The sequence below is a fragment of the Bradyrhizobium septentrionale genome, assembly GCF_011516645.4.
Classification (GTDB): Bacteria; Pseudomonadota; Alphaproteobacteria; order Rhizobiales; family Xanthobacteraceae; genus Bradyrhizobium; species Bradyrhizobium septentrionale.
This window is the reverse complement of the sequence record NZ_CP088285.1, coordinates 5448307-5469355: the sequence shown is the minus strand read 5'-3', so window position 1 is coordinate 5469355 and position 21049 is coordinate 5448307. Positions and strand designations below refer to the sequence as shown.

Sequence of the window (21049 nt, the reverse complement as noted above, 5' to 3'; positions counted from 1 at the left end):
CTCAGCCGCCGATGCCCATGCCGCCGGACACGCCGAGCGTCTCGCCGGTGATATAGGCGGCCTGATCGGAGGCCAGGAACAGCGCGGCGGCAGCGACCTCCTCCGGCTCGCCGAGGCGGCCGAGCAGCGTCGCGCCGGTCATCGCCTGCAAAATCTTGTCGCCGCCCTTCGCCACCGCCTGCTCCAGCATCGGCGTGCGGATCGGCCCCGGCGCGATCGCGTTCGCGGTGATGCCAAAGCGCGCATTCTCTCGCGCGATGCTCCTGGTGAAGGAGATCACGCCGCCCTTGGCCGCGGAATAGACCGCGCCGCCCTTGGAGCCGAGCCGCGCCGCCTCCGAGGTGACGTTGATGATGCGGCCGAACCGCGCCGCCTGCATCGCCGGCAGCGCAGCGTGGGTGCAGGCCAGCACCGAGGTGAGATTGACCGCAATCAGCCGCGCCCAATCCTCCGCCGTGGTGTCGGTGAAGAAAGCATGCTGATCGATGCCGGCGTTGTTGACGACGATGTCGAACGGGCCGTCCTGCGCCATCACGGCCTGCACCGCCGTTGCATCGCTGACGTCAAGTCCTGCAACGTCAGCGCCGGTCTCGCGCGCGAGCTCCGAGGCCGCAGCGACGTCGAGATCGGCGATCACGACCCTGGCGCCGGCCCCGGCAAAGCTGCGGACAATCGCCGCACCAATGCCGCGCGCGCCGCCGGAGACGAAGGCGCGGCGGCCATCGAGACGCCCGAATGGCAGGGGCGCCACCTCAGCGCCCCGTGAAGACAGGCTTGCGCCGTTCGATCACGGCGGCGAGCCCTTCGCGGGCATCGGCCATGCCCGAGAGTTCGGCAACCGTGCGCGCCTCTTCCGACAGACACTGCTCAATGCTGGTGCCGGTGCCGGCCCAAACCAGCCGCTTGGTCGCCGCCAGCGCCTTCGGCGCACCGGCCGCAAGCTCGCGCGCCAGCGCCAGCGAGGCGTCGGCAAGCTCCGCATCGGGCACGACCTTGGTGACGATACCCATCTGCAGCGCTTCCGCTGCTGATATCACCGGGTTGGTCAACAGGATCGACATCGCCCGCCGCAGGCCGACCAGCCGCGACAGCGTGACGGAGACGCCGGCATCCGGTGCCATCGCCACCCGCGTGGCGCCGGCGAGGAATTTTGCCGATTCCGCCGCGATCACGATGTCGGAAGCGCAGACCAGGCCAAAGCCGCCGCCACCCGCGGCAAAGCCCTGCACCGAGGCGATGACGGGCGCCTCGAGCCGCAGCAATCCGGTCACGGCATTCTGCAGAAACGCGGTGGCCTGCCGGATATAGTCCGGCAGCTTCTCGCCCTTGGCGGCAAAGGCGCGGACATCGCCGCCGGCGCAGAAATTCGCCCCCTCGCCGCTCAGCACCACGACGCGCAGATCCGGATGGCCGTGGCAGACCATGATAGCGTCGCACAGCGCGCTCAACAGTTCGGCGCTCATGCCATTGGCCGCATCCGGGCGGTTGAGCCGCAACCGCGCGATGCCGTCGGTGATGTCGAGCAGAACGGGGCCTTTGTCGATCATGGCGAGACCTTCCTCAGATAGAGGCGAATAGCGATGTTGCGCTCCCTCTCCCCGTTCTTACGGGGAGAGGGTTGGGGTGAGGGGCTGTCTCCGCGTACAAGGCGATGGAAGCGTTTGCGGTGGCTACCCCTCACCCGGAATGCATCTAACGATGCATTCCGACCTCTCCCCGCAAGCGGGGCGAGGTAAAGTGGAGTGCGCTGCACGGTGCGTTGCAAACTCATCTCAAACCAGGAACGAGAGCGTGTAGATCGCCTTGTCGTTGTTGACGAGGATGACCTTCTTGGCGGCCATCCGCAATTCGCCATCGACATGGCGCAGCCGGTATTCATTACGCGCCGCCCACAGCGTGTCGTCGCGCAGGCTCGATTCGAAAATGAGACTGTTGCTGGCGACCGCGATGTCGCCATCCTCCGGCTGCTGGTCCATCAACTCGATGTTGGAAATGAGCCGGCGCAGGTTCGACTGCGGCGTCTGGGTGAAGTGCTTGCCGGTCATCAGCTGGCGGACGCGCAGCGCGATCCGCGAGCGATTGTCGTAGATGATCGACATCTGCCGTTCCGGATCGATGTCGGCGCCGTTGGCCGGCACCCAATAGACGCCGTCGTCGGTCCAGAGCTTTTCCCAGGCCTCGTATCGATGCTCGTCCTGCAGCCGCGCCTCGCGATAGAGGAAGGCGGTGATCGCGCTCATCAAGGTGGCGCTGCTCTCGCGCGACAGCATCAGGCAGGCTCCATCAGCTTGCGATAATGGGTCCAGATGCCGCGTGACGGCACCTCGTCGGTGACGTGGCCGACCGTGAAGCCGTGCTCGTCCTGCCGCTGGCGCTTCTCGCCGCGGCCGAGGAAGATCCATTCCGGGTTGCGCGCCAGCACGCCGCGGTGACAGCGCTCGTACATCTCGGAGTCATCCGCGAGCAGGAAGCCGGCCGGGCCGACCGAGCCCATGGTCTGCTGACGCAGCCTTCGGTTCAGATCGGGCGCGCCCTTGAATTGCAGCGCGGTGACATGCTGCACGCTGTCGTCGACGCCAAGCGGCTGGATCACGAACATCTGGATTTCGGCGATGAACAGGTTCGGGAAGATCATCACATGCGGCGTGCCGTCGATCATGATCTCGCGCGCCGCGTTGTCGCCATAGGCGGCCTTCATCCGGGCCGTATAGTCCGGCAAGCGCTCCTCGCTGGTGCCGAACCAGCTCATCGGCGCGTCGCGCTTGCGGAACTCGGGCCGCAGGTCGATCTCGGTGTGGCCATTGCCGTAGTCGCGCGTCAACGCGGTCGAAGCGCCGCCATAGAGCTTGCCGATCATGCTGTCGGCGACGCCGAAGATCGAGGTGTGCACGAAGGCCGGGTGATAGCCGTCGCACTCGTTCTCCAGGATGAACTTCCAGTTTGCTTTCACGCGATGCTTGAGAAAGCCGGCGGTGATCTCGACCTCGCCCTCCGGCGAGGTGCGCACCAGGCGGTCGATGGTCTCGGCGGCGCCGCCGAGATGCTCCTTTAACGTCGGCCCATCGGTCGCGAACGAGCCGAACACGAAGCCGCGATAGGACTCGACCCGCGTCACCCGCCCGAGCGCGAGCTGCGACTTGTCCTGTCCTTCGTAGCCGTCCGGGAAGGCATAGCCGACAAGGCGGCCGTCATTGGCGAAGGTCCAGGAATGGAACGGACAGGTGAACGAGCGCGCATTGCCGCGCTCGAAGGAACAGACCTGGTTGCCGCGATGCGAGCAGCGATTGAGCAGCAGATTGACCTTGCCCCGCTCGTCGCGCGTCATGATCACGGATTGCGGGCCGATCGACTTGACGACGTAGTCGTTGGCGTTGGGCACCTCGCTCTCGTGGCCGACATAGACCCAGGTCCGGTACCAGATGCTCTTGAGCTCGGCCTCGAAAATCTCGGGATCGGTGTAGAGCGATCCATGGACCCGGTCGGGCCGGATCAGCCGTTCCCATGGCGAGACGCCGGTCATCATGTTCATCGCTCCGTCTCCCTCGGCCTGCCGCTTGCCGCGGATGCCTTCACCGGTCGTCAATAATAATCCGAACGACCGTTCGATCAATGAATAACACGGTCACCGCGGGCCGGCAAGCGTCTTTGCGAACGCCGCGCATCAGCAAGGCCGCGCGCAAAGATGCAATTCCCGGTCGTCGGCGGCCTGACCGCCTCAGCCCTGCGCCGCACCACCTTCGCGTTCGCTGCCAGCGATCTGCTGCAGCATCGACTTCGGCGTCGTCGCGAGCTCGATCTTGAGCTGGTCGCAGATCGCCCGCCGCAGCAGGCGTTCTATCTCGATCGCGATGTCGCGGTCCGCCGCGCGCGCGTCCTCGCCGCTGGCCCAGAGCAGAAGCTGACCGAGCCGCCGGTCGCCATCGTCGCGCAACGCCTCGATCGCGGCAGGGTCGGACGTCTCGCCCTGGATGCGGGGCGTCGCCGGAATCTCCGGATGCGTCATGCCGTCGGCCAATCGCCTGACCGCCGCGAAGGTGTCGTCCTGCAAACGCACCTGTTCCAGCAGCGGCCCGGCCTTCCAGTCGGCCGCGAGCTTGATGCCATTCAGGGCGTAGATCGCGGAGAACACCTGCCCGCGGACGAAATCATCGCTGCTGTTCGGCACCACATGGCTTTGCAGGGCATCGATGATGCCGTCGATCAGCCGCTCGAAAGATGCGCTCATGCCGCGGCCTCCAATGCGCGCTCGAACGCCCGCACGATCGAGGACATCTGGCTTGCCATCACCGCAAGCCGCATGTCGTTGAAGCGATCGACCTCGAAGGCGCGCACCGCGCACATCTGGATCGCTGCTGCCTGGTACAGCGCATAGGCCTCGTAGAATGCGAGGCTCCGGTCCGAAACCGGAATGCCGGAGGCGCGCTGATAGAGATCGATCACCTCGGCGCGCTCGAGCACGCCATAGAGCTTCCGGCTCCTGGCGTTGAAGGTCGGCATCATCGCCCAGGCCAGATCCTCATGGGGATCGCCGAGATGGGTCAGCTCCCAATCGAGAATGGAAGTGATCCGTCCACTATCCTCGATGAAATTTCCGATCCGGTAGTCGCCATGCACGATGGTGCGGCGCGGCGGCGGCGGGCAGTTGTCGTACAGCCAGCGTCCGCCCCAATCGAGCAGCGGATAATAGCGCGCCGTCGGCCGCGCGAGCGAGGCGCGCCAGCCGGCGATCGCGCGCAACTCCGCGCGTTCTCCGCCCTGCTGCAGCGATGCGAAGGGCGTTGTGCTTGCGTCGATCCGGTGCAGCGAGGCGAGGATCTCGACGAACTGCCGGGCGATCGCGCGCTTGTGGTCCGGATCGAGCTCGCTCGCCGCCCAGGGCGCGGGAACGTCGCCGTCGACATGCGTACAGATGAAGAAGGGAAAGCCGATCTCGGCGCCATCCTGCGCTGAGGACACCAGCGCCGGAACCGGAACGCCGGTGCCGGCCAGCGACTGCAGCGCAGTGACCTGCGGCAGCACCGAGTAAGGCGCAAACAACCCGTTCGGCGGACCGACGCGCAGGATCAGCTTGCGGTCTCCTTCAGCAGAGGAACGAGCCACGAAAGCATAGGTGATCCAGGAGAAGCCCGACGATTTGCGCCCGAAGCTCGTGATCTCCGTCCGCTGTCCCGATATCCGCGACAGATGCTGCGCAAGCGCCGAACGTACCGCGTCGTCATTCACCAAGACCGGACGAACCGGCTCCGGTCCGGCACCCGGCACATCGTCGGAACGTTTTGCAGCCTCCTGCATCAATTGACCGACCTCGTGTAGCCCTGCCACTTCTCCTCGCGCAGCGCCGACTTCATGATCTTGCCGGAGCCGGTCAATGGCAATGGCTCAAGACGGATGTCGACCGAGCGCGGGCATTTGTAGCCCGCGATCAGGGTGCGGCAATGCGCGATCACGGTCTCCGGATCGAGTCGCGCGCCGTCCTTCGGCACCACGATGGCGTGCACCGCCTCGCCCCATTGCGGATCAGGCACCGCGATCACGGCGCATTCCCTGACATGCTCATGCTGGAAGATGGCGTTCTCCACCTCGCCGGAATAGACGTTCTCGCCGCCGGAGACGATCATGTCCTTCAGGCGGTCGACGATATAGACAAAACCGTCCTCGTCCATCCAGGCGCCGTCGCCGGTATGCAGCCAGCCGTTGCGCAACACGCGGGCGCTTTCCTCGGGCTTGCGCCAATAGCCGAGCATCACGCCGGCACCGCGGATCGCGATCTCGCCGACCGTGCCGCGCGGCACCTCGTTGCCCGCGGCATCGACGATGCGGATTTCGACACCTGGCGCCGCCCGGCCGGCGGATTTGCGCTTTGCCGCCAGCGGCCCCTCCAGCGCGTGATATTCCCATGGCAGGATCGTCGCCAGCGCCGCGCTCTCGGTCATGCCATAGCCCTGGTGAAAGCGCCAGCTCGGGAGCGCGCGCATCAGCTTGACCAGCAGCGCATCCGGCATCGGAGAGGCGCCATATTCGCAATCCCTGATGCTGCTCAGATCATAGCTGCCGAACGATGGATGGTTGAGCATCATGTTCAGCATGGTCGGCACGAACAGGCAGTAATCGACCTTGTGCTCGGCGATCGTCTTCATCGCCAATTCAGGCTCGAATTTCGGGATCGTGACATGGGTGCCGCCCACCAGCGTCAGCGCGATCATCGGCGAGGTGCCGGCCAGATGGAACATGCCGGCCGAATGCAGGTACCTGGTGTCTTCGCGGAAACGGAGCGCATAAATCCAGACCAGCGATTCATAGATGATGTTGGCATGCGACAGCATCACGCCCTTCGGAAAGCCGGTGGTGCCGCCGGTGTAGAAGATGCCCGCAAGATCGTTGTAGGCGCCGGAGGCATCCTCGATCGGCGCGTGCGCAACGAGCTCGTCATAGCCCTGCATGCCGTCGGGGACCTGCCCTTCGTCCAGATAGATCATCGCGGTGAGTGATTTGGCGCCGCCCAGCCCAGACGCGATCTCGGCGAAGGCCTTGTCGACCAGCAGCAGTTTTGGCGTGGAGTCTTCGATCGCATAGGCATTTTCGGCGACCGCCCAGCGCGTGTTGAGCGGCACCGCGACCGCACCGGCCCAGGCGATGGCATAGAGCGCCTCGATGTAGAGATCGCTGTTGTGCGCGAGGATCGCGACGCGGTCGCCGGCCTCGATGCCGAGCAACCGCAGCCCGCCCGCGGCACAGGCGACGCGCCGGCCGATCTCCTTCCAGCTCCGCGACCGTCCGGCATGGATGGTGCCGGGCGCATCCTTGCGCAACTGCACCGCCGAGATCAGCGCCTGCGTCAGCTTCATGTTTCCTCCTCGCCGTCATGCGGCCGCGCACGCGCGCGGATGTTTCCGTCCTGCGTGAAGCCGATATGCCGCCCAGAGATTTAAGTTGATAATCCGGACAGACGGTCTATTATTGCACAGCCAGTGCGACGGGTAAAGCCTTCGAAGGCTTCCATCGCCGGATCAACCAGCCCCGCAAAAGAGGGCGTCATGGGAGGGGAAGATGCGAAAGCCAGTGGTCACGCTTGCAGTGTGGGCGTTCGCGCTCACCGGTGCGCTCGGAACGGCTGACGCCCAGAAGGCCTATGGTCCAGGGGTCAGCGACACCGAGATCATGCTCGGCGCCAATGCGCCCTACAGCGGCCCGGCGTCGATCTATGCGAGCTTCCCGAAGACCATGCTCGCCTATTTCACGATGCTGAACGAGAAGAGCGGCATCAACGGCCGCCGCATCAATTTCGTGACCCGCGACGACGCCTATAGCCCACCCAAGACCGTCGAGGTGACGCGCGCGCTGGTCGAGAACGACAAGGTGCTCGCGATCATGGCGCCGTTCGGGACGCCGACCAACGCCGCGATCCAGAAATATCTCAACAGCAACGGCGTTCCGCATCTGCTGGTGCAGAGCGGCGGCACCCGCTGGAACGATCCGAAGCAATTTCCGTGGACGACGCCCTACTCGCCGACCTATGTCAACGAATCCCGGATCATCGCGCGCTATGTGTTGCGCGAGAAGCCGGACGCGAAAATCGGCGTGCTGTTGCAGGCCGACGACATCGGCAAGGACTTTGTGCTCGGCCTGAAGGAAGGGCTCGGCGCCAAGGCTGACACCATGATCGTCAAGGAGGCGATGTATCAGTCGACCGAGCCGACGATCGACTCCCAGATCGTCAATCTGAAGGCCTCCGGCGCCGATACCATCCTGATCGCCGCGCAGAACAAATTTGCCTCGATGGCGATCCGCAAGATCCACGAGCTCGGCTGGAAGCCGCTGATCTTCCTCGGCTCGACAGCGAATTCGATCGCCGGCGTGCTGGTGCCGGCAGGGATCGAGGCCTCGACCGGCATCCTGACCACAACCTCCTACAAGACGCCGAACGATCCGGCCTGGGCCAGCGACAAGGGCATGGTCGACTATCTCGCCTTCGCCGCGAAATACATGCCGGGCATGGACCCCAACGACGTGATCGCGGTGACCGGCTACACCACGGCGCAACTCGGCGCGATCATCCTGCAGCGCTGCGGCGACAACCTCACGCGGGAGAACGTGCTGAAGCAGGCCACCAATCTGAGCGGCATCGAGCTGCCGATGCTGCTCCCGGGCATCACCATCCAGACCACGCCGCAGGATTACGCGGCGATCACCGAACGCCGCTTCGCCCGGTTCGACGGCAAGACCTGGGTGCTGTTCGGCGACATTGTGGGCGCGGGTCCGGCAAAGGACTGACCCCGCGCCGCGCATCCACCGACCGAACCGGCTCAAACACCAAGGACAAGAACAATGCTGACAGCCCAGGACGATCTCATCGGCCACCAGACGCCCGAGCCGTTTGCCAAGGCAGGCGGCGGTGACGTCAGGTTCACCGAGCGCTACTGGTACACCGCGCATCCGATCGACGGCTCCGAGCTGCTGATCGATATCGGGCTCGGCTACTACCCGAACCGCAACGTGATGGACGGTTTTGCCGGCATCACCGTCGGCCGCCGCCAGCACAATTTCCGCGCCTCGCGCCGGCTCGGGACGCGCCCGCTGGAGACCGAGGTCGGCGGGCTGAAAATCGAGATCGTCGAGGGCATGGGCCTGCACCGGGTCTCACTCGCCGACAATCCCTCCGGGATCAGCTTTCAGCTCGAGTTCAAGGCGAGCTTTCCGGCGGCGCAGGAGAAGCAGAATTTTCGCGAGCGCAACGGCGTCGTCGAGGAGGATCTCGCGCGCGTCTCCCAGTTTGGCCGCTGGCGCGGCTGGATCGTGGTCGACGGCAAGCGCACCAACATCGAACCCGAATTGTGGTGGGGCCAGCGCGACCGCTCCTGGGGCCTGCGCTCGGAGATGCGCACCGATGAGACCCGGCCGCCGGTTGCGACCCATCGCAATTTCTTCTGGACCTGGTCGATGTTCCAGTTCCCGGAGTCGGCGCTGTCGATCTTCATCAAGGAGCGCACGCCGGGCAAACCGCATTACCTCTCGGGCACCGAGTTCCGCCGGGAGGCCGACGGATCGGTGTCGCATCGCGAGGTGACCTCGGTCGAGCACAAGATCGAATGGGCCGACGATCCGCTCGGCCAGACCATCGCGGTAGCCGACTTTACCTTCGCCTTCGAGCGCGGCGAGCCGCGCCGCGTCAGGATGCACGGACTGCCGACGCGATTTTATCTCAAGGCCGGCATGTATGGCGGGCTACAAGGCTGGACCCATGGCGACGACCGCGGCGAGGACCACGCTGCGCATGACGTCTGGAATCTCGACGACGCCGCAACCCGCGCCGTCGCGCGCACGCTGTCGGACCATGTCGTCCGGCTCGAAAGCGGCAACGAGACCGGATTTGGCATCAGCGAATACGGCGTCGCCGCCGGCTATCCGCTCTATCCGGGACCGCAGAAATTCCCGGCCATGTGATGGACGGACAAGGCATCCGCGCCGCGGAGGAGAGTGAAGCCGCGTGCGATCCGTGGGACCACAAGGCGGCCGAGGCGCTGGTCTCGCTCGAGACCATCGCGCCGCTGCGCTATCGCAGCCGGTTCGGCGACGGCAATCTCAACGGCCGCTCCTATGGCGGCCAGATCCTCGGTCAGGCGATGATGGCCGGGACCCTCGGCGCGCCCGAAGATCGCCCTGCGGCGATGCTGCAGCTCGTGTTCCTGCGCGGCGCCGATCCTGGCAGGCGCATCACCTTTGACGCCGACATCCTGCAGGACGGCAAGCGGTTCTCCTCGCGCCAAATCGTCGGCACCCAGAGCCAAGGGCGGACGGTGCTGAGCGCGCAGGCCACGTTCTGCGCGCCGCAGCCGGGTCCGCGGCACGCCGTGCCGTTCGCACCATCGGAGGACCCCGAAAGCCTACCCGATCTGACCATGATCCCTGACGCGCTGATAGCGCAGCTGCGGCCGCTCGGTCCCTACTCCCCGTACATCAAGCCGAGCATGGATTTCCGGATCCCCGAGATCGAACGTCAGCTCTCGGCCGCGACGGCTGAGCCGCGCCTGCGCTTCTGGATCAGATGCAGGCAACCACTCACGACAGGTTCCCGCGCCCAGGCCGCGGTGTTCGCCTATCTCTCGGACTGGTGGCTCAACTTCTCCAGCGTCGGCGGCCATCTCCGCGACCTGCAGTCGCGCGCGCCGCTCTATCTGTCGAGCCTCAACCATTGCATCTGGTTTCATCGCGCATTTTCACCCGACGCCTGGATGCATGTCGAAACCGAGAGCCCCTGCGCCGATGGCGGCCGCGGATTGTCGATCGCGCGCGTCCATGACCGCGATGGATCGATGCTTGCGACCTCGATCCAGGAAACCCTGATGGTGCATCCGGATGGCGATGCGTAGGTCACGCCGGGACAGTTGAGCGGGCGCCGTGACCGCGGCGGGATTGCAGCCACCGCGCGTCATCGGTTCCATCGCCTGTTGAATCCCGGCAACACACGCAAACAAAATGCGCGATCGTGCAGATTGCGCGTCTTGCATCACGACTGTGCCGCATCTCTGTCAAATCCTGCCCGCAGGTGGCGCAACAAAAACACTATCGGGGAAAACTGACATGCAGCAGGCACCGTCGGGCGCACGGAGCGCGGATTCGTCTGGATATGTTCTCTACTTCCAGCTTGCCAGCAACGGCGCGAGACGCGCGTGCAGTCTGACAATCCAGGCGGAAAGCGCCAACGAGGCGGCGCGGATCTTTCGCGAGAACTGGAGCGCAATCGAATCGATGGCGCGCGACGGCGTGAGCACGGGCGTGGTCGGCTCGGCGCCCGTCAGCCTGGCGATGTCGTGAGGCTTCGCGCGAGGCGCGGCTGGCAAAACGCTTGAGGCTGAAGCGACGGCGGGTCGGGAGCCTCTTGTCATAATCGCGTAGCGTTTGACGCAATGACGCAACAATCGATCCATGAGGTGCAGGGCTCGCGCAGACACGCGAGCCTTGCTGTTTCTTAGAACGATTCAAATCCAATCCAGTTAGAGAGATTCAAGTCTGCTCCGGTTCTTTTCGCGCGCGGCGGCTGCTAGAGGCGCGGCGTGAACATGCTCGCGTGAATCGGAAGTACCAGAGTGCCTGTGAATGCTGATGGCCGCGTTGTCGGCGACCGTCGAAATGCCGCCGACAAGGGCCGCACCCATCTGTTGATCGGTGCAGCGTTCCTGCTCACCGATATCTCCGCCGCGGTGACGCAGGCAAACGCGCAATCAAGCGTCCCGTTGCCGCCTGTCACTGTCGATCAGCCGACGCAGAAGCGCAAACCTGCGGCCAATTCGGCGAGATCGGTGCAGCGGACGCAGGCGGCCGCCGCGGCACGGCAGCGCACGCGGAATGCCCAGCCGGCGCCACCGACGCCGTCGGAGCGGGCCGCGGCGGCCGCCGCAGTGCTCAACGAAGCCAAGCTGCACTATCGCGCGATGCCGAGCGCGACCACGCTCCGCAGCGGCGCCTCGCCGCTCGACACCTCGCAAACCGTCAACGTCGTGCCGGAGCAGGTGCTGAAGGACCAGCTGCCGCGCAACCTCGATGAGGCGCTCGCCAATGTCAGCGGCGTCACCCAGGCCAACACACTGGCCGGCACCCAGGACGCGGTGATGCGCCGCGGCTTCGGCGACAATCGCGACGGCTCGATCATGCGCAACGGCATGCCGCTGGTGCAGGGCCGCAGCCTCAATGCGTCGGTCGAGAGCGTCGAGGTGCTGAAGGGCCCGGCGTCGCTGCTTTACGGCATCATGGATCCCGGCGGCATCGTCAACACGATCAGCAAGCGCCCCGAGCTCTATCAGCATGGCTCGGTGACCCTGCTCGGCTCGACCTACGCCAACTCGAAGACCGGCGCCGACGGCACCATCGACGTCACCGGCCCGATCGGCAATGGCGGCCTCGCATATCGCTTCATCGGCTATGGCGTGAGCGAGGACTATTGGCGCAATTTCGGCCGCCACCGCGAGATGCTGGTCGCGCCGTCGCTGGCCTGGTATGGCGAGAACACCACGGTCCAGCTCAATTACGAGCACCGCGAATTCATCACGCCGTTCGATCGCGGCACCGCGTTCGTCAACAATGCACCGCTGGCGATCCCCGCGACGCGCCGGCTCGACGAGCCCTTCAACAACATGTGGGGAACCTCCGACCTGATGCAGGCCTCGGTCGAGCACCGCCTGAACCAGGACTGGAAGCTGTTCGCCGCCTACAGCTACAACACCGAGACCTTCAGCGCCAACCAGCTCCGCATCACCGGCGTCAATGCCACGACCGGCGTCGAGACCCGCAGCAATGACGGCACGCAGGGCTCGCTCAGCAATGCGAGCTACGGCACCTCCTATTTGCAGGGCAATGTCTGGCTCGGCAATTTCCGCAACGAGATATTGTTCGGCGGCGATGCCCAGTATCGCACGATCTACCGCGACAATCTGATCCGGCAGGCGACGCCGAGCTTCAACTTCTACAATCCGGTCTACGGGCTGATCACGCCGGGCACCACGGTGTCCGCCGCCGACAGCGCGCAAACCGACAAGCTCGGCCAGTGGTCGCTGTTCTTCCAGGACACGCTGCATCTGACCGAACGCTTCGCGCTGGTCGGCGGCGTGCGCTACATGGATTACGACCAGCTCGCAGGCAAGGGCCGGCCCTTCATCACCAACACCAATGTCTCGCAGGACAAGGCGTTGCCGCTCGGCGGCGCCATTCTCAAACTCACCGACGAAGTCTCGCTCTACGCGAGCTACACCCAATCGCTGAAGCCGACCTCGACCATCGCGCCGCTCACCGGCGGCGTCGTGATCGGCTCCAACATCGCCCCCGAAGAGGGCACCCAGTGGGAGACCGGCGTCAAGTTCGACTACAACAAGCGGATCTCCGGCACGCTTGCTCTCTACGACATCGACAAGAAGAACGTGCTGGTCTCGCAGTTCAATCCCGCGACCAGCATCGTCGAGTACCGCACGGCCGGCAAGGTCCGCTCGCGCGGCGTCGAGCTCGACGTCACCGGCCGGCTCACCGACAACTGGAGCATGATCGGCAGCTACGGCTACACCGATGCGCGCGTGACCGAAGATCCGACGCTCGCCGGCAAGGCACTGCAGAACGTTGCGCTCAACACCGCCTCGCTCTACCTCGTCTACGATTTCGGCACGGCGCTGCCCGGCCGGCTTCGTCTCGGCGGCGGCGCGCGTTATGTCGGCGACCGGCCGGGCGACGCCGCCAACAGTTTCGTGCTGCCGGCCTATACGGTGGCGGACGTCTTTGCGACCTACGAGACCAAGGTCCAGACCTTCCCGGTGATCTACCAGTTCAACGTCAAGAACCTGTTCGACACCGTCTATTATCCTTCCGCCAACAGCATTCTCACGGTGGCGATGGGCGACGCGCGGCGCTTCTCGCTGTCGGCGACGGTGAAATTCTGATGAGTGATGTCCGACGCCCAATCAAGGCCGCGCTGTTGCAGGTCCATTCTCTCGCCGGCCTCGCGCTGGCGCTGCTCTGGGCCGTGGTCGGCATCACCGGCGCGACGATGGCGTTCGAGGACGAGATCGAGGCCAGCCTGAACAGCCACATCATGCGCGTCGACGCCAGTGCGACGCGGCGGCTGACACCGGATGAGCTGGTCGCACGGTTGCAGTCGGCCGGCGACTTCGGCAGGGCCTCCGCCGTGACGATGGCGAGCGACCCGTCAGCGGCCGTACGCATCCGCTTCGCGCGCAGCGAAGGCGGCGCACGACCGTCCTCGGTCTATGTCGACCCCTATGACGGACATGTGCTCGGGTCGCCGCGGGCTGAGGACTTTTTCGCCACCGTCCGCAAGCTGCATCGTTGGCTGCTGTTGCCCGGCGACGGCAATGGCATCGGCCGCAAGATCACCGGCACCGCCGCGATCTGCCTGATCGTGATGCTGATATCAGGCCTCGTACTGCGCTGGCCGCATCGCGCACGCAGCGTGAAGATGTGGCTGAAGCCAAACCTCGGACTGCGCGGACGCGGCCTGCATCGTTCGCTGCACGCCGTGATCGGCACCTGGGTGCTGCCGGTCTATCTGGTGATGACGCTGACCGGCCTGTGGTACTCGTTCGAATGGTACAAGGCCGGCGCCAACTGGCTGCTGGCGCGACCCGTAACGACGACGGCCGCGATGCAGCCCAAGCAGCCGCGCGGGGCCGCAGCCGACGGCAAGGCGGATGCCAGGGCAAACCCAGGGAATGACAAGCGGGCCTCCGATCCGAACGGCGAGGCCAAGGCGCTTACCTTCGACCGGGTCTGGACGGCATTCCTGGCGCAGGAAGGCGACCAGTACGGCAGGGCCCTCCTGACAATGCCGGCCGGTGCGGGCACGGCGGTGCGCGTACGGTCATGGCTGCCTGATTCGTCGCTTGAGAGCGTGCGTGACGAATTCCGCATCGAAGCCGTCACCGGACGCGTGATCTCAGCGGATCGCTACGCCGACAAGACGTTCGGCGAGCGCATCCTCGCCGGCGTGCTCGACATCCACCGCGGCGCCATCCTGGGGTGGCCCGGCAAGCTCGCCTTCATGCTGGCCGCCGCCATGATGCCGCTATTCACCGTGACCGGTCTCCTGCTCTATATGTCCCGGCGCAGGCACCGCCGCCTCGCGCGGCAGCCGGTGGGTCACCTCGTTCCGGGCGAATGAACCGCGATCAGCCGAGGCCGCACGCCGCGAGCCGTGCGCGCAACTCGGCGTCCGTTTCGGCCGCGAGTTCGAGCAATCCGCGATAGGGATCGCCGGATATCCCGAGCACGGCGGCAAAGGCAGGCTCGGTCTTGAGGCCATATGCCCTCAACCTGCCGACGGCTCGCCGCAGCCGCCCATCGTCGAGAGCAAGCAGCCGTCGTTCGACCTCGAAATGGATCCAGCCCGGCTGCTGCTCCACCGGACGCTGCTCACCGAACAGCTCGAACGGCCAGCCATCCCACACAAAGCGGGCAATCGCCGGCCGTGGTCCCGAGGTCCATCGGTAGAGGACGAAATCATCGGCCGATTGATAATGGGTCCAGACGATTTCCGCGAAAGCGTTCGGATCGGGCGCATGGCAGACGATATCGATGTCGCTGCCCGGCACGGCAAGGCCGAGCGGCAGCGTTCCGACGATGCGCGGATCGAACGGCCTGAGCAGTTCCATCACAGCGGAGTTGGTGACGGCGGATGCGTAGTGCCCGACACTCATCGCGTCCCCGAGATCGCGGCAATGCAAATACCACGCTCGCGCGGAATGCGGGAGCCTCTGCCAAGGGCGGAACAAGGGCGGAAGCCTGGCGGGAACGCCTTTGTAAAACGTTGCGGGGCGATCTCGACCGCGTCACCGTGGTCGAAAATCGCCCCGTCGTCGGCGGACAGGGAGGCTGCTCGCAAGCCAGCCCGTCCAGCCGATATTAGAGAATGATCCGTTCGATCGACTAGCCGAACTGGTTCATCGTGTTGTGGGCGCCGCCCGCCTTGAGGGCAGCCTCACCGGCGAAGTACTCCTTGTGATCGTCGCCGATGTCGGAGCCCGCCATGTTCTGATGCTTCGCGCAGGCGATGCCCTGACGGATTTCCGCACGCTGCACGTTCTTGACGTAGCCAAGCATGCCCTGCTCGCCGAAATACTCCCGCGCGAGATTGTCGGTCGACAGCGCCGCCGTGTGATAGGTCGGCAGCGTGATCAGATGGTGGAAGATACCGGCGCGCTTGGCTGAATCGGCCTGGAAGGTGCGGATACGCTCGTCCGCTTCGATCCCGAGCGGCGTGCCGTCGTATTCCGCCTTCATCAGTTCGGCGCGATTGTACTTGCTGACATCCTTGCCGGCTTCCTTCATAGCGTCGTAGACCTGCCAACGGAAGTTGAGGGTCCAGTTGAAGGACGGCGAGTTGTTGTACGCCAGCTTCGCGTTCGGAATGACCTTGCGAATGCGATCGACCATGCTGGCGATCTGCTCGATGTGCGGCTTCTCGGTCTCGATCCACAGCAGGTCGGCGCCGTTCTGCAGCGAGGTGATGCTGTCGAGCACGCAGCGATCCGCACCAGTGCCGGGACGGAACTGGTAGAGGTTGCTGGGCAGCCGCTTCGGACGCATCATCTTGCCGTTCTGGTTGATGATGACGTCGCCATTGCGCGCGTTTGCGGCCGTCACTTCCTCGCAATCGAGGAAGCTGTTGTACTGGTCGCCGAGGTCGCCGGGCTTGTGGCTCACGGCGATCTGCTGCGTCAGGCCGGCGCCGAGCGAGTCGGTGCGGGTCACGATGACGCCATCCTCGACGCCGAGCTCGAGGAACGCATGGCGGCAGGCGCGGATCTTCGCGATGAACACCTCGTGCGGCACGGTCACCTTGCCGTCCTGGTGGCCGCACTGCTTTTCGTCGGAGACTTGGTTCTCGATCTGCAGGGCGCAGGCACCCGCCTCGATCATCTTCTTGGCGAGCAGATAGGTCGCCTCGGCATTGCCGAAGCCGGCGTCGATGTCGGCGATCACAGGCACGACGTGGGTCTGGAAGTTGTCGATCTTTTCGATCAGCGCCTTTTCCTTCGCATTGTCGCCTTCCTTGCGGGCCGCATCGAGCGCGCGGAAGATGTCGTTCAGCTCGCGGGAATCCGCCTGGCGCAGGAAGGTGTAGAGCTCCTCGATCAGGGCCGGCACCGAGGTCTTCTCATGCATCGACTGATCGGGCAGCGGGCCGAACTCGGAGCGCAGCGCCGCGATCATCCAGCCGGAGAGGTAGAGGTAACGGCGATCGGTATTGCCGAAGTGCTTCTTGACCGAGATCAGCTTCTGCTGGGCGATGAAGCCGTGCCAGCAGCCGAGCGACTGGGTGTACTTGGTGCTGTCGGCATCATAGGCGGCCATGTCGGCGCGCATCAGCGCAGCCGTGTAGCGAGCGACGTCGAGACCGGTCTTGAAGCGGTTCTGCAGGCGCATGCGCGCCACGGCTTCGGCGGTGACGCCGTTCCAGGTGTCCTTGTCCTTGAGCAGCGCTTCGGCCGCCTCGATCTCGCTCTGATACGAAGCCGGTCCCTGGATGGCCCGGTCGCTGATCCCGCGCGGTTGGAAGTTCATGTCCGTGATCCCTTCGGTGACGAAATAACTGGTCTCTTTGTAAGCGTGGCCTCACCGGGAGCTAGACCTGGCGCGGAAAACTTGTCATAACTTACAAGAAACCAATGTATTGTTGTAAGACTCTTACAATGGATTAGGCGATGGCAACGTCGAGCGCCCGTTCCGTCTTCATGGGACCACGACTGCGCAGGCTCCGGCGCGACCTGGGCCTGACCCAGGCCGACATGGCGGCCGATCTCGAAATCTCCGCCCCCTATGTCGCGCTTTTGGAGCGCAATCAGCGGCCGGTGACGGCGGACATGCTGCTTCGCCTGGCCCGCACCTACAAGATCGATCTGGCCGATCTCGCCGGCGACGGCGGCGCCGACCACACCGCGCGCATGCAGTCCGTCCTGAAGGAACCGATGTTTGCCGACATCGACATCCCCACGCTCGAAGTCAGCGACCTCGCGGTCAGTTATCCCGGAATGACGGAAGCGTTCCTGCGTCTCTACACCGCCTATCGCGAGGAGCAGCTGGCGCTGGCGGAACGCAGCGCGCCGGACCTGGCAGGCGCCGCATCATTTCCGGGTCAGGAGAATTTTGACGCCAACGATCCCGTGGCGGAGGTCAGGCGATTTCTGGCCGCACGCCGCAACAATTTCGCCAGCCTCGACGATGCGGCCGAGCGCCTCGCCCATGAACCGGCCGGACCTGCCGGATTTATCGAACGGCTGCGCCAGCGTCATAACCTGCAGGTTCGCTATCTGCCGCCCAACGTCATGCTCGGCTCGGTCAGGCGGCTGGACCTTCATCGCCGGCAATTGCTGATCGAGGACTCGCTCGATACCGCCGGCCTCAATTTTCAGCTGGCCAAGCAACTGGCCTATCTCGAACTGGAAGACGAGATCAGCGCCGCGGTGGAAGCCGGCAAGTTCACCTCCAAGAGCGCCGAGCTGCTGGCCCGCCGCGCGCTTGGAGCCTACGCTGCCGCCGCGCTCATCATGCCCTACTCGGTGTTTGCGAAGGCGGTCGAGACGCGCCGCTACGATCTGGAGGCGCTGGCGCGTCAATTCGGCACCAGCTTCGAGCAGACCGCGCACCGTGTCACGACCTTGCAGCGGCCGGGGCTCGAGAAGGTTCCGTTCTTCCTGATCCGCGTCGATCCGGCCGGCAACATTTCCAAGCTGCTCGATGGCGCCGGCTTCCCGTTCGCAAAGCACGGCGGCGCATGTCCGCTGTGGTCGGTGCACGGCATCTTCAAGACGCCACGGCAGATCGTCACGCAATGGCTGGAATTGCCCGATGGACAGCGGTTCTTTTCGATTGCCCGCACGGTGACCGCCGGCGGCGGCGCGTTCGGCGCAATCCGCGTCGAGCGCGCCATCGCGATCGGCTGCGCGGCCGAATATGCGGGGCAACTGATCTACACCCGCGACGGACAGGGGCCGAACGCCGATGAGCCCACGCCGATCGGCGTCGCATGCCGTGTCTGCCATCGGCCGCGATGCGCGGCGCGGGCGGCGCCACCGATCGGACGCGAGATTCTTCCCGACGATTTCAGAACCTCGAGCGTTCCGTTCGGGTTCTCGGCGGATTGACGGTACCCATTTCGTTCGAAAGCGCGCTAGCTTCCGATCCTGAAATCGCTTGCCGTCACGGTCGCGGCGGTCGCTCCGTTCAGCCACACCGCCGTGTCGGCATCGACCTGAACCACGAAATAGGCGCCGTTCTGGTACGAATGCGACAGGACGTCGGAGAAGGAGTGAAAGCCCGAGCCGTTGAGCTGCACGGTGTCCTTGCCTTCGGTCCAGTCCTGCACGACGTCGATGCCGCCCTGGCTGATGTTGAATGTGTCGACGCCGATGCCACTGCCGGGACCACCGCCGGCGCCGCCGAAGTAATAGTTCACGCCGGTGCCGCCATCGAAATAGTCTCTGCCGGAATCGCCGATCATGACGTCGACGCCGCTGCCGCCGAAAAACTCGCTATCGCCGGAACCGCCGTAGAAGTAGTTGTTGCCGCCCGCGGCGCCGTACATGAAGTTGGTGGCGCCTTCGCCGATCATCACCGAGCCGTTCGGGCCCGCGACGAAGACGTCTTCGCCGGCAGGCCCGCCGAAAGCTTCCGAACCCGCAGCGCTGGAAAGATAGAAATAATCCAGCGATGTTGCGGTCCCGCGGCCGACCTCGAGGCTCTCGCCGCTGCCGCCGACATAGACGTCGTTGCCCGTGCCGCCATACATCGTCGAATTGCCGGAGCCGCCATAGAAGGTGTCGTTGCCGTTGCCGGCCTCGATGAGGTCGCTGGCCGATCCTGCGTAGAAGACGTCGTTGGCGTTGCCGCCGGCCTGCGTCCACGGCCCCCAGACGGTGCCATCATTGGCGCGCACCCACACGATGTCGCTGGCTGAATCCGTGACATAGCTCAGCTGCGAAAGCTGCGCCGGCGTGACGATGTTGTCCTGGTTCGCAGGCAGTGGTGTGCCATTGAGCTCGAATTCCCCGTCATTGGTCGCTGCATTCCAAACTTCGTATTCGGTGGCCGGGCTGCCGAACGGATCGCTGTAGGAGAACAGTGATGTTGCGGCGAAGGTTTCGCCGGACGTCCAGGCCAGGTTCGAGACCGTCACCACCGGCCCGGTATCGACCGGAGCCGAGACCTGAAAGATCGCCCAAGGGCTCCACTCCGAGCCATTAGAAGCCTCGACCCAGATGACATCGGCGCCGGAGCCGGATCGGTACGTGGTCTGCGCGAGTTGCGCCGGCGTCAGATAGAGATCGGTCTGGCTCGGCTGCGCAATTCCGTTCACGAGAATCTGCGCGCCGCCGCTGCCAGTGTCGTACACCACATATTCCGCGATCCCCGCGCCGGTCGGATCGCTGGCGCTCAACAGGCTCGACATCGCAAACGTCTCGCCGTGGGTCGCGGTCACATTGGAGGCAACGACTTGCGGTCCTGGAATGCCGACGAAGCCGTGCTGACCGGTGGAATCATTGTAGTCGCCATAGATCTCGCCGGCGGCGTTGACCCCGAGGATTTCGGTGTCGGTGGCGCCCGGGACATCGACGGTCGTGAACACCCCGCCCTGATCCAGGAAACCATCCAGATGGCCGCTGGCTTCGGCGTAATAGCCGGCGATCTCGCCGTTGTCGCCGACATAGGAAATGGAAGTATAGGTCGAGCCGGGGCCGGCTATCGTTGTGTAAGCACCGTTATTGTAGACGAACCCGTATTGGGCGTTGGAGCTGGTCTCATAGGTGCCCACCACCTCGCCGGAGGCGGTGACGCCGACTGCGCTGCTCGAATAGGATCCGGGCGGATAGAGCGCGGTGAAGGTGCCGTTGTTGTTGAAGAAGGCATGTGTCCCGCTGGCATCCGTGATCGTTCCGACGATGACGCCGGACGCATTGACGCCGAATACCGACGTTGACGTTGCCAGGGGATCGTCGATCGTCTCGAACGAGCCGTTGTCGTCGAGGAATCCGTGAACGCCGGTGAACGTGCCGACATAGCTGCCGAATAGCTCGCCAGTTGCGGTGATGCCCGAGATAACGGTGGTGGCGGCAAAGGGAAAGTCGATCGTCGTCGTGACGCCGCCACTCTCGATAAAGCCGTGTTGTATGTTCGACCAGTCGGTGAAATCGCCATAAAGCTCGCCGGACGACGTGACACCGACAACATCCGTCTGGTTGCTCGATGCCGGGGGATCGTAGAGGGTGACCGAACCGTTATGGGCGGCCGTAATGCCGTGCCAATCGCCGTCCATATCGCCGACGTTACCGACCGCAAGCCCTGAGGCATCGACACCATCGATGCTGATATAGACAAAGCCGTTGCTGCCGTACCCGCCGGGAATATCGATCTTGTAGAAGTTGTAGTTTGTCATGATCGTGGGCTCGGACCGGTTGCCAATGCAGGTGTGTTGGCTTCCGCGCGCGAGCGGTTCGATTCATTACGATCTTTACATCTAGGGCGACCCCGCAGGCGAACTCGGCGTGACTGTCCGTGT

General features: G+C 64.7%; 17 protein-coding genes. 7 read left to right on the top strand and 10 right to left on the bottom strand.

From position 1 onward, the window contains the following. Position 1: 1 nt before the first annotated feature. The 7 genes from HAP48_RS27860 to HAP48_RS27830 form a co-directional block, all read right to left on the bottom strand. Positions 2-751: an SDR family NAD(P)-dependent oxidoreductase gene (locus HAP48_RS27860; protein ID WP_166208546.1), complete on the bottom strand. Its 750-nt coding sequence runs from the start codon at positions 749-751 to the stop codon at positions 2-4. Between the two features lies 1 nt (position 752). Continuing rightward, positions 753-1547, bottom strand: a complete 795-nt coding sequence (locus HAP48_RS27855) for an enoyl-CoA hydratase/isomerase family protein (protein ID WP_166208549.1) — start codon at positions 1545-1547, stop codon at positions 753-755. A gap of 225 nt (positions 1548-1772) precedes the next feature. Beyond that, complete coding sequence (locus HAP48_RS27850; RefSeq protein ID WP_166208552.1) at positions 1773-2270, bottom strand: aromatic-ring-hydroxylating dioxygenase subunit beta; 498 nt, start codon at positions 2268-2270, stop codon at positions 1773-1775. Continuing rightward, the gene (locus HAP48_RS27845) at positions 2270-3529 is read right to left on the bottom strand and encodes an aromatic ring-hydroxylating oxygenase subunit alpha (protein ID WP_166208555.1); all 1260 of its coding nucleotides are present in this window, start codon (positions 3527-3529) and stop codon (positions 2270-2272) included. The genes HAP48_RS27850 and HAP48_RS27845 overlap by 1 nt, the downstream gene beginning before the upstream one ends. A 186-nt stretch (positions 3530-3715) precedes the next feature. Beyond that, on the bottom strand, positions 3716-4225 hold the full coding sequence (locus HAP48_RS27840) for a hypothetical protein (RefSeq protein ID WP_166208559.1): 510 nt from the start codon (positions 4223-4225) through the stop codon (positions 3716-3718). Then, positions 4222-5322: a phosphotransferase family protein gene (locus HAP48_RS27835; protein ID WP_166208562.1), complete on the bottom strand. Its 1101-nt coding sequence runs from the start codon at positions 5320-5322 to the stop codon at positions 4222-4224. Before HAP48_RS27835 ends, HAP48_RS27840 begins: the two co-directional genes overlap by 4 nt. Further along, the gene (locus HAP48_RS27830) at positions 5292-6845 is read right to left on the bottom strand and encodes an acyl-CoA synthetase (protein ID WP_166208565.1); all 1554 of its coding nucleotides are present in this window, start codon (positions 6843-6845) and stop codon (positions 5292-5294) included. Before HAP48_RS27830 ends, HAP48_RS27835 begins: the two co-directional genes overlap by 31 nt. Positions 6846-7047: 202 nt before the next feature. Here HAP48_RS27830 and HAP48_RS27825 point away from each other — a divergent pair, with 202 nt between their 5' ends. The 6 genes from HAP48_RS27825 (at position 7048) to HAP48_RS27800 (ending at position 14656) form a co-directional block, all read left to right on the top strand. Further along, complete coding sequence (locus tag HAP48_RS27825; protein WP_166208568.1) at positions 7048-8271, top strand: ABC transporter substrate-binding protein; 1224 nt, start codon at positions 7048-7050, stop codon at positions 8269-8271. A gap of 54 nt (positions 8272-8325) precedes the next feature. Beyond that, positions 8326-9441 carry an Rv3169 family protein gene (locus HAP48_RS27820; protein WP_166208571.1) on the top strand — a complete coding sequence of 372 codons (1116 nt, stop codon included), beginning with the start codon at positions 8326-8328 and terminating at the stop codon, positions 9439-9441. Then, a complete protein-coding gene (locus HAP48_RS27815; RefSeq protein ID WP_166208574.1) occupies positions 9441-10367 on the top strand; it encodes an acyl-CoA thioesterase in 927 nt (308 codons plus the stop codon). Before HAP48_RS27820 ends, HAP48_RS27815 begins: the two co-directional genes overlap by 1 nt. A gap of 211 nt (positions 10368-10578) precedes the next feature. After that, complete coding sequence (locus HAP48_RS27810; RefSeq protein ID WP_166208577.1) at positions 10579-10812, top strand: hypothetical protein; 234 nt, start codon at positions 10579-10581, stop codon at positions 10810-10812. Positions 10813-11090: 278 nt separating this feature from the next. Next, entirely contained in the window at positions 11091-13418 is a 2328-nt protein-coding gene (locus tag HAP48_RS27805) for a TonB-dependent siderophore receptor (protein WP_166215936.1), read from the top strand. After that, the gene (locus HAP48_RS27800) at positions 13418-14656 is read left to right on the top strand and encodes a PepSY-associated TM helix domain-containing protein (RefSeq protein ID WP_166208580.1); all 1239 of its coding nucleotides are present in this window, start codon (positions 13418-13420) and stop codon (positions 14654-14656) included. Before HAP48_RS27805 ends, HAP48_RS27800 begins: the two co-directional genes overlap by 1 nt. 7 nt (positions 14657-14663) lie before the next feature. Here the strand turns inward: HAP48_RS27800 and HAP48_RS27795 are convergent, their stop codons facing one another. Beyond that, positions 14664-15191, bottom strand: coding sequence for a DUF4269 domain-containing protein (locus tag HAP48_RS27795; protein WP_166208583.1), 528 nt, complete (start codon positions 15189-15191; stop codon positions 14664-14666). 229 nt (positions 15192-15420) lie between these two features. Beyond that, on the bottom strand, positions 15421-17058 hold the full coding sequence (locus HAP48_RS27790) for an isocitrate lyase (protein ID WP_166208586.1): 1638 nt from the start codon (positions 17056-17058) through the stop codon (positions 15421-15423). A gap of 140 nt (positions 17059-17198) precedes the next feature. On the opposite strand from HAP48_RS27790, the gene HAP48_RS27785 reads away from it, so the two are divergent. Continuing rightward, positions 17199-18638, top strand: coding sequence for a helix-turn-helix domain-containing protein (locus HAP48_RS27785; RefSeq protein WP_166208589.1), 1440 nt, complete (start codon positions 17199-17201; stop codon positions 18636-18638). 26 nt (positions 18639-18664) lie between these two features. Here the strand turns inward: HAP48_RS27785 and HAP48_RS27780 are convergent, their stop codons facing one another. Continuing rightward, positions 18665-20926, bottom strand: a complete 2262-nt coding sequence (locus tag HAP48_RS27780; RefSeq protein ID WP_166208592.1) for a calcium-binding protein — start codon at positions 20924-20926, stop codon at positions 18665-18667. Between the last annotated feature and the right edge of the window lie 123 nt (positions 20927-21049).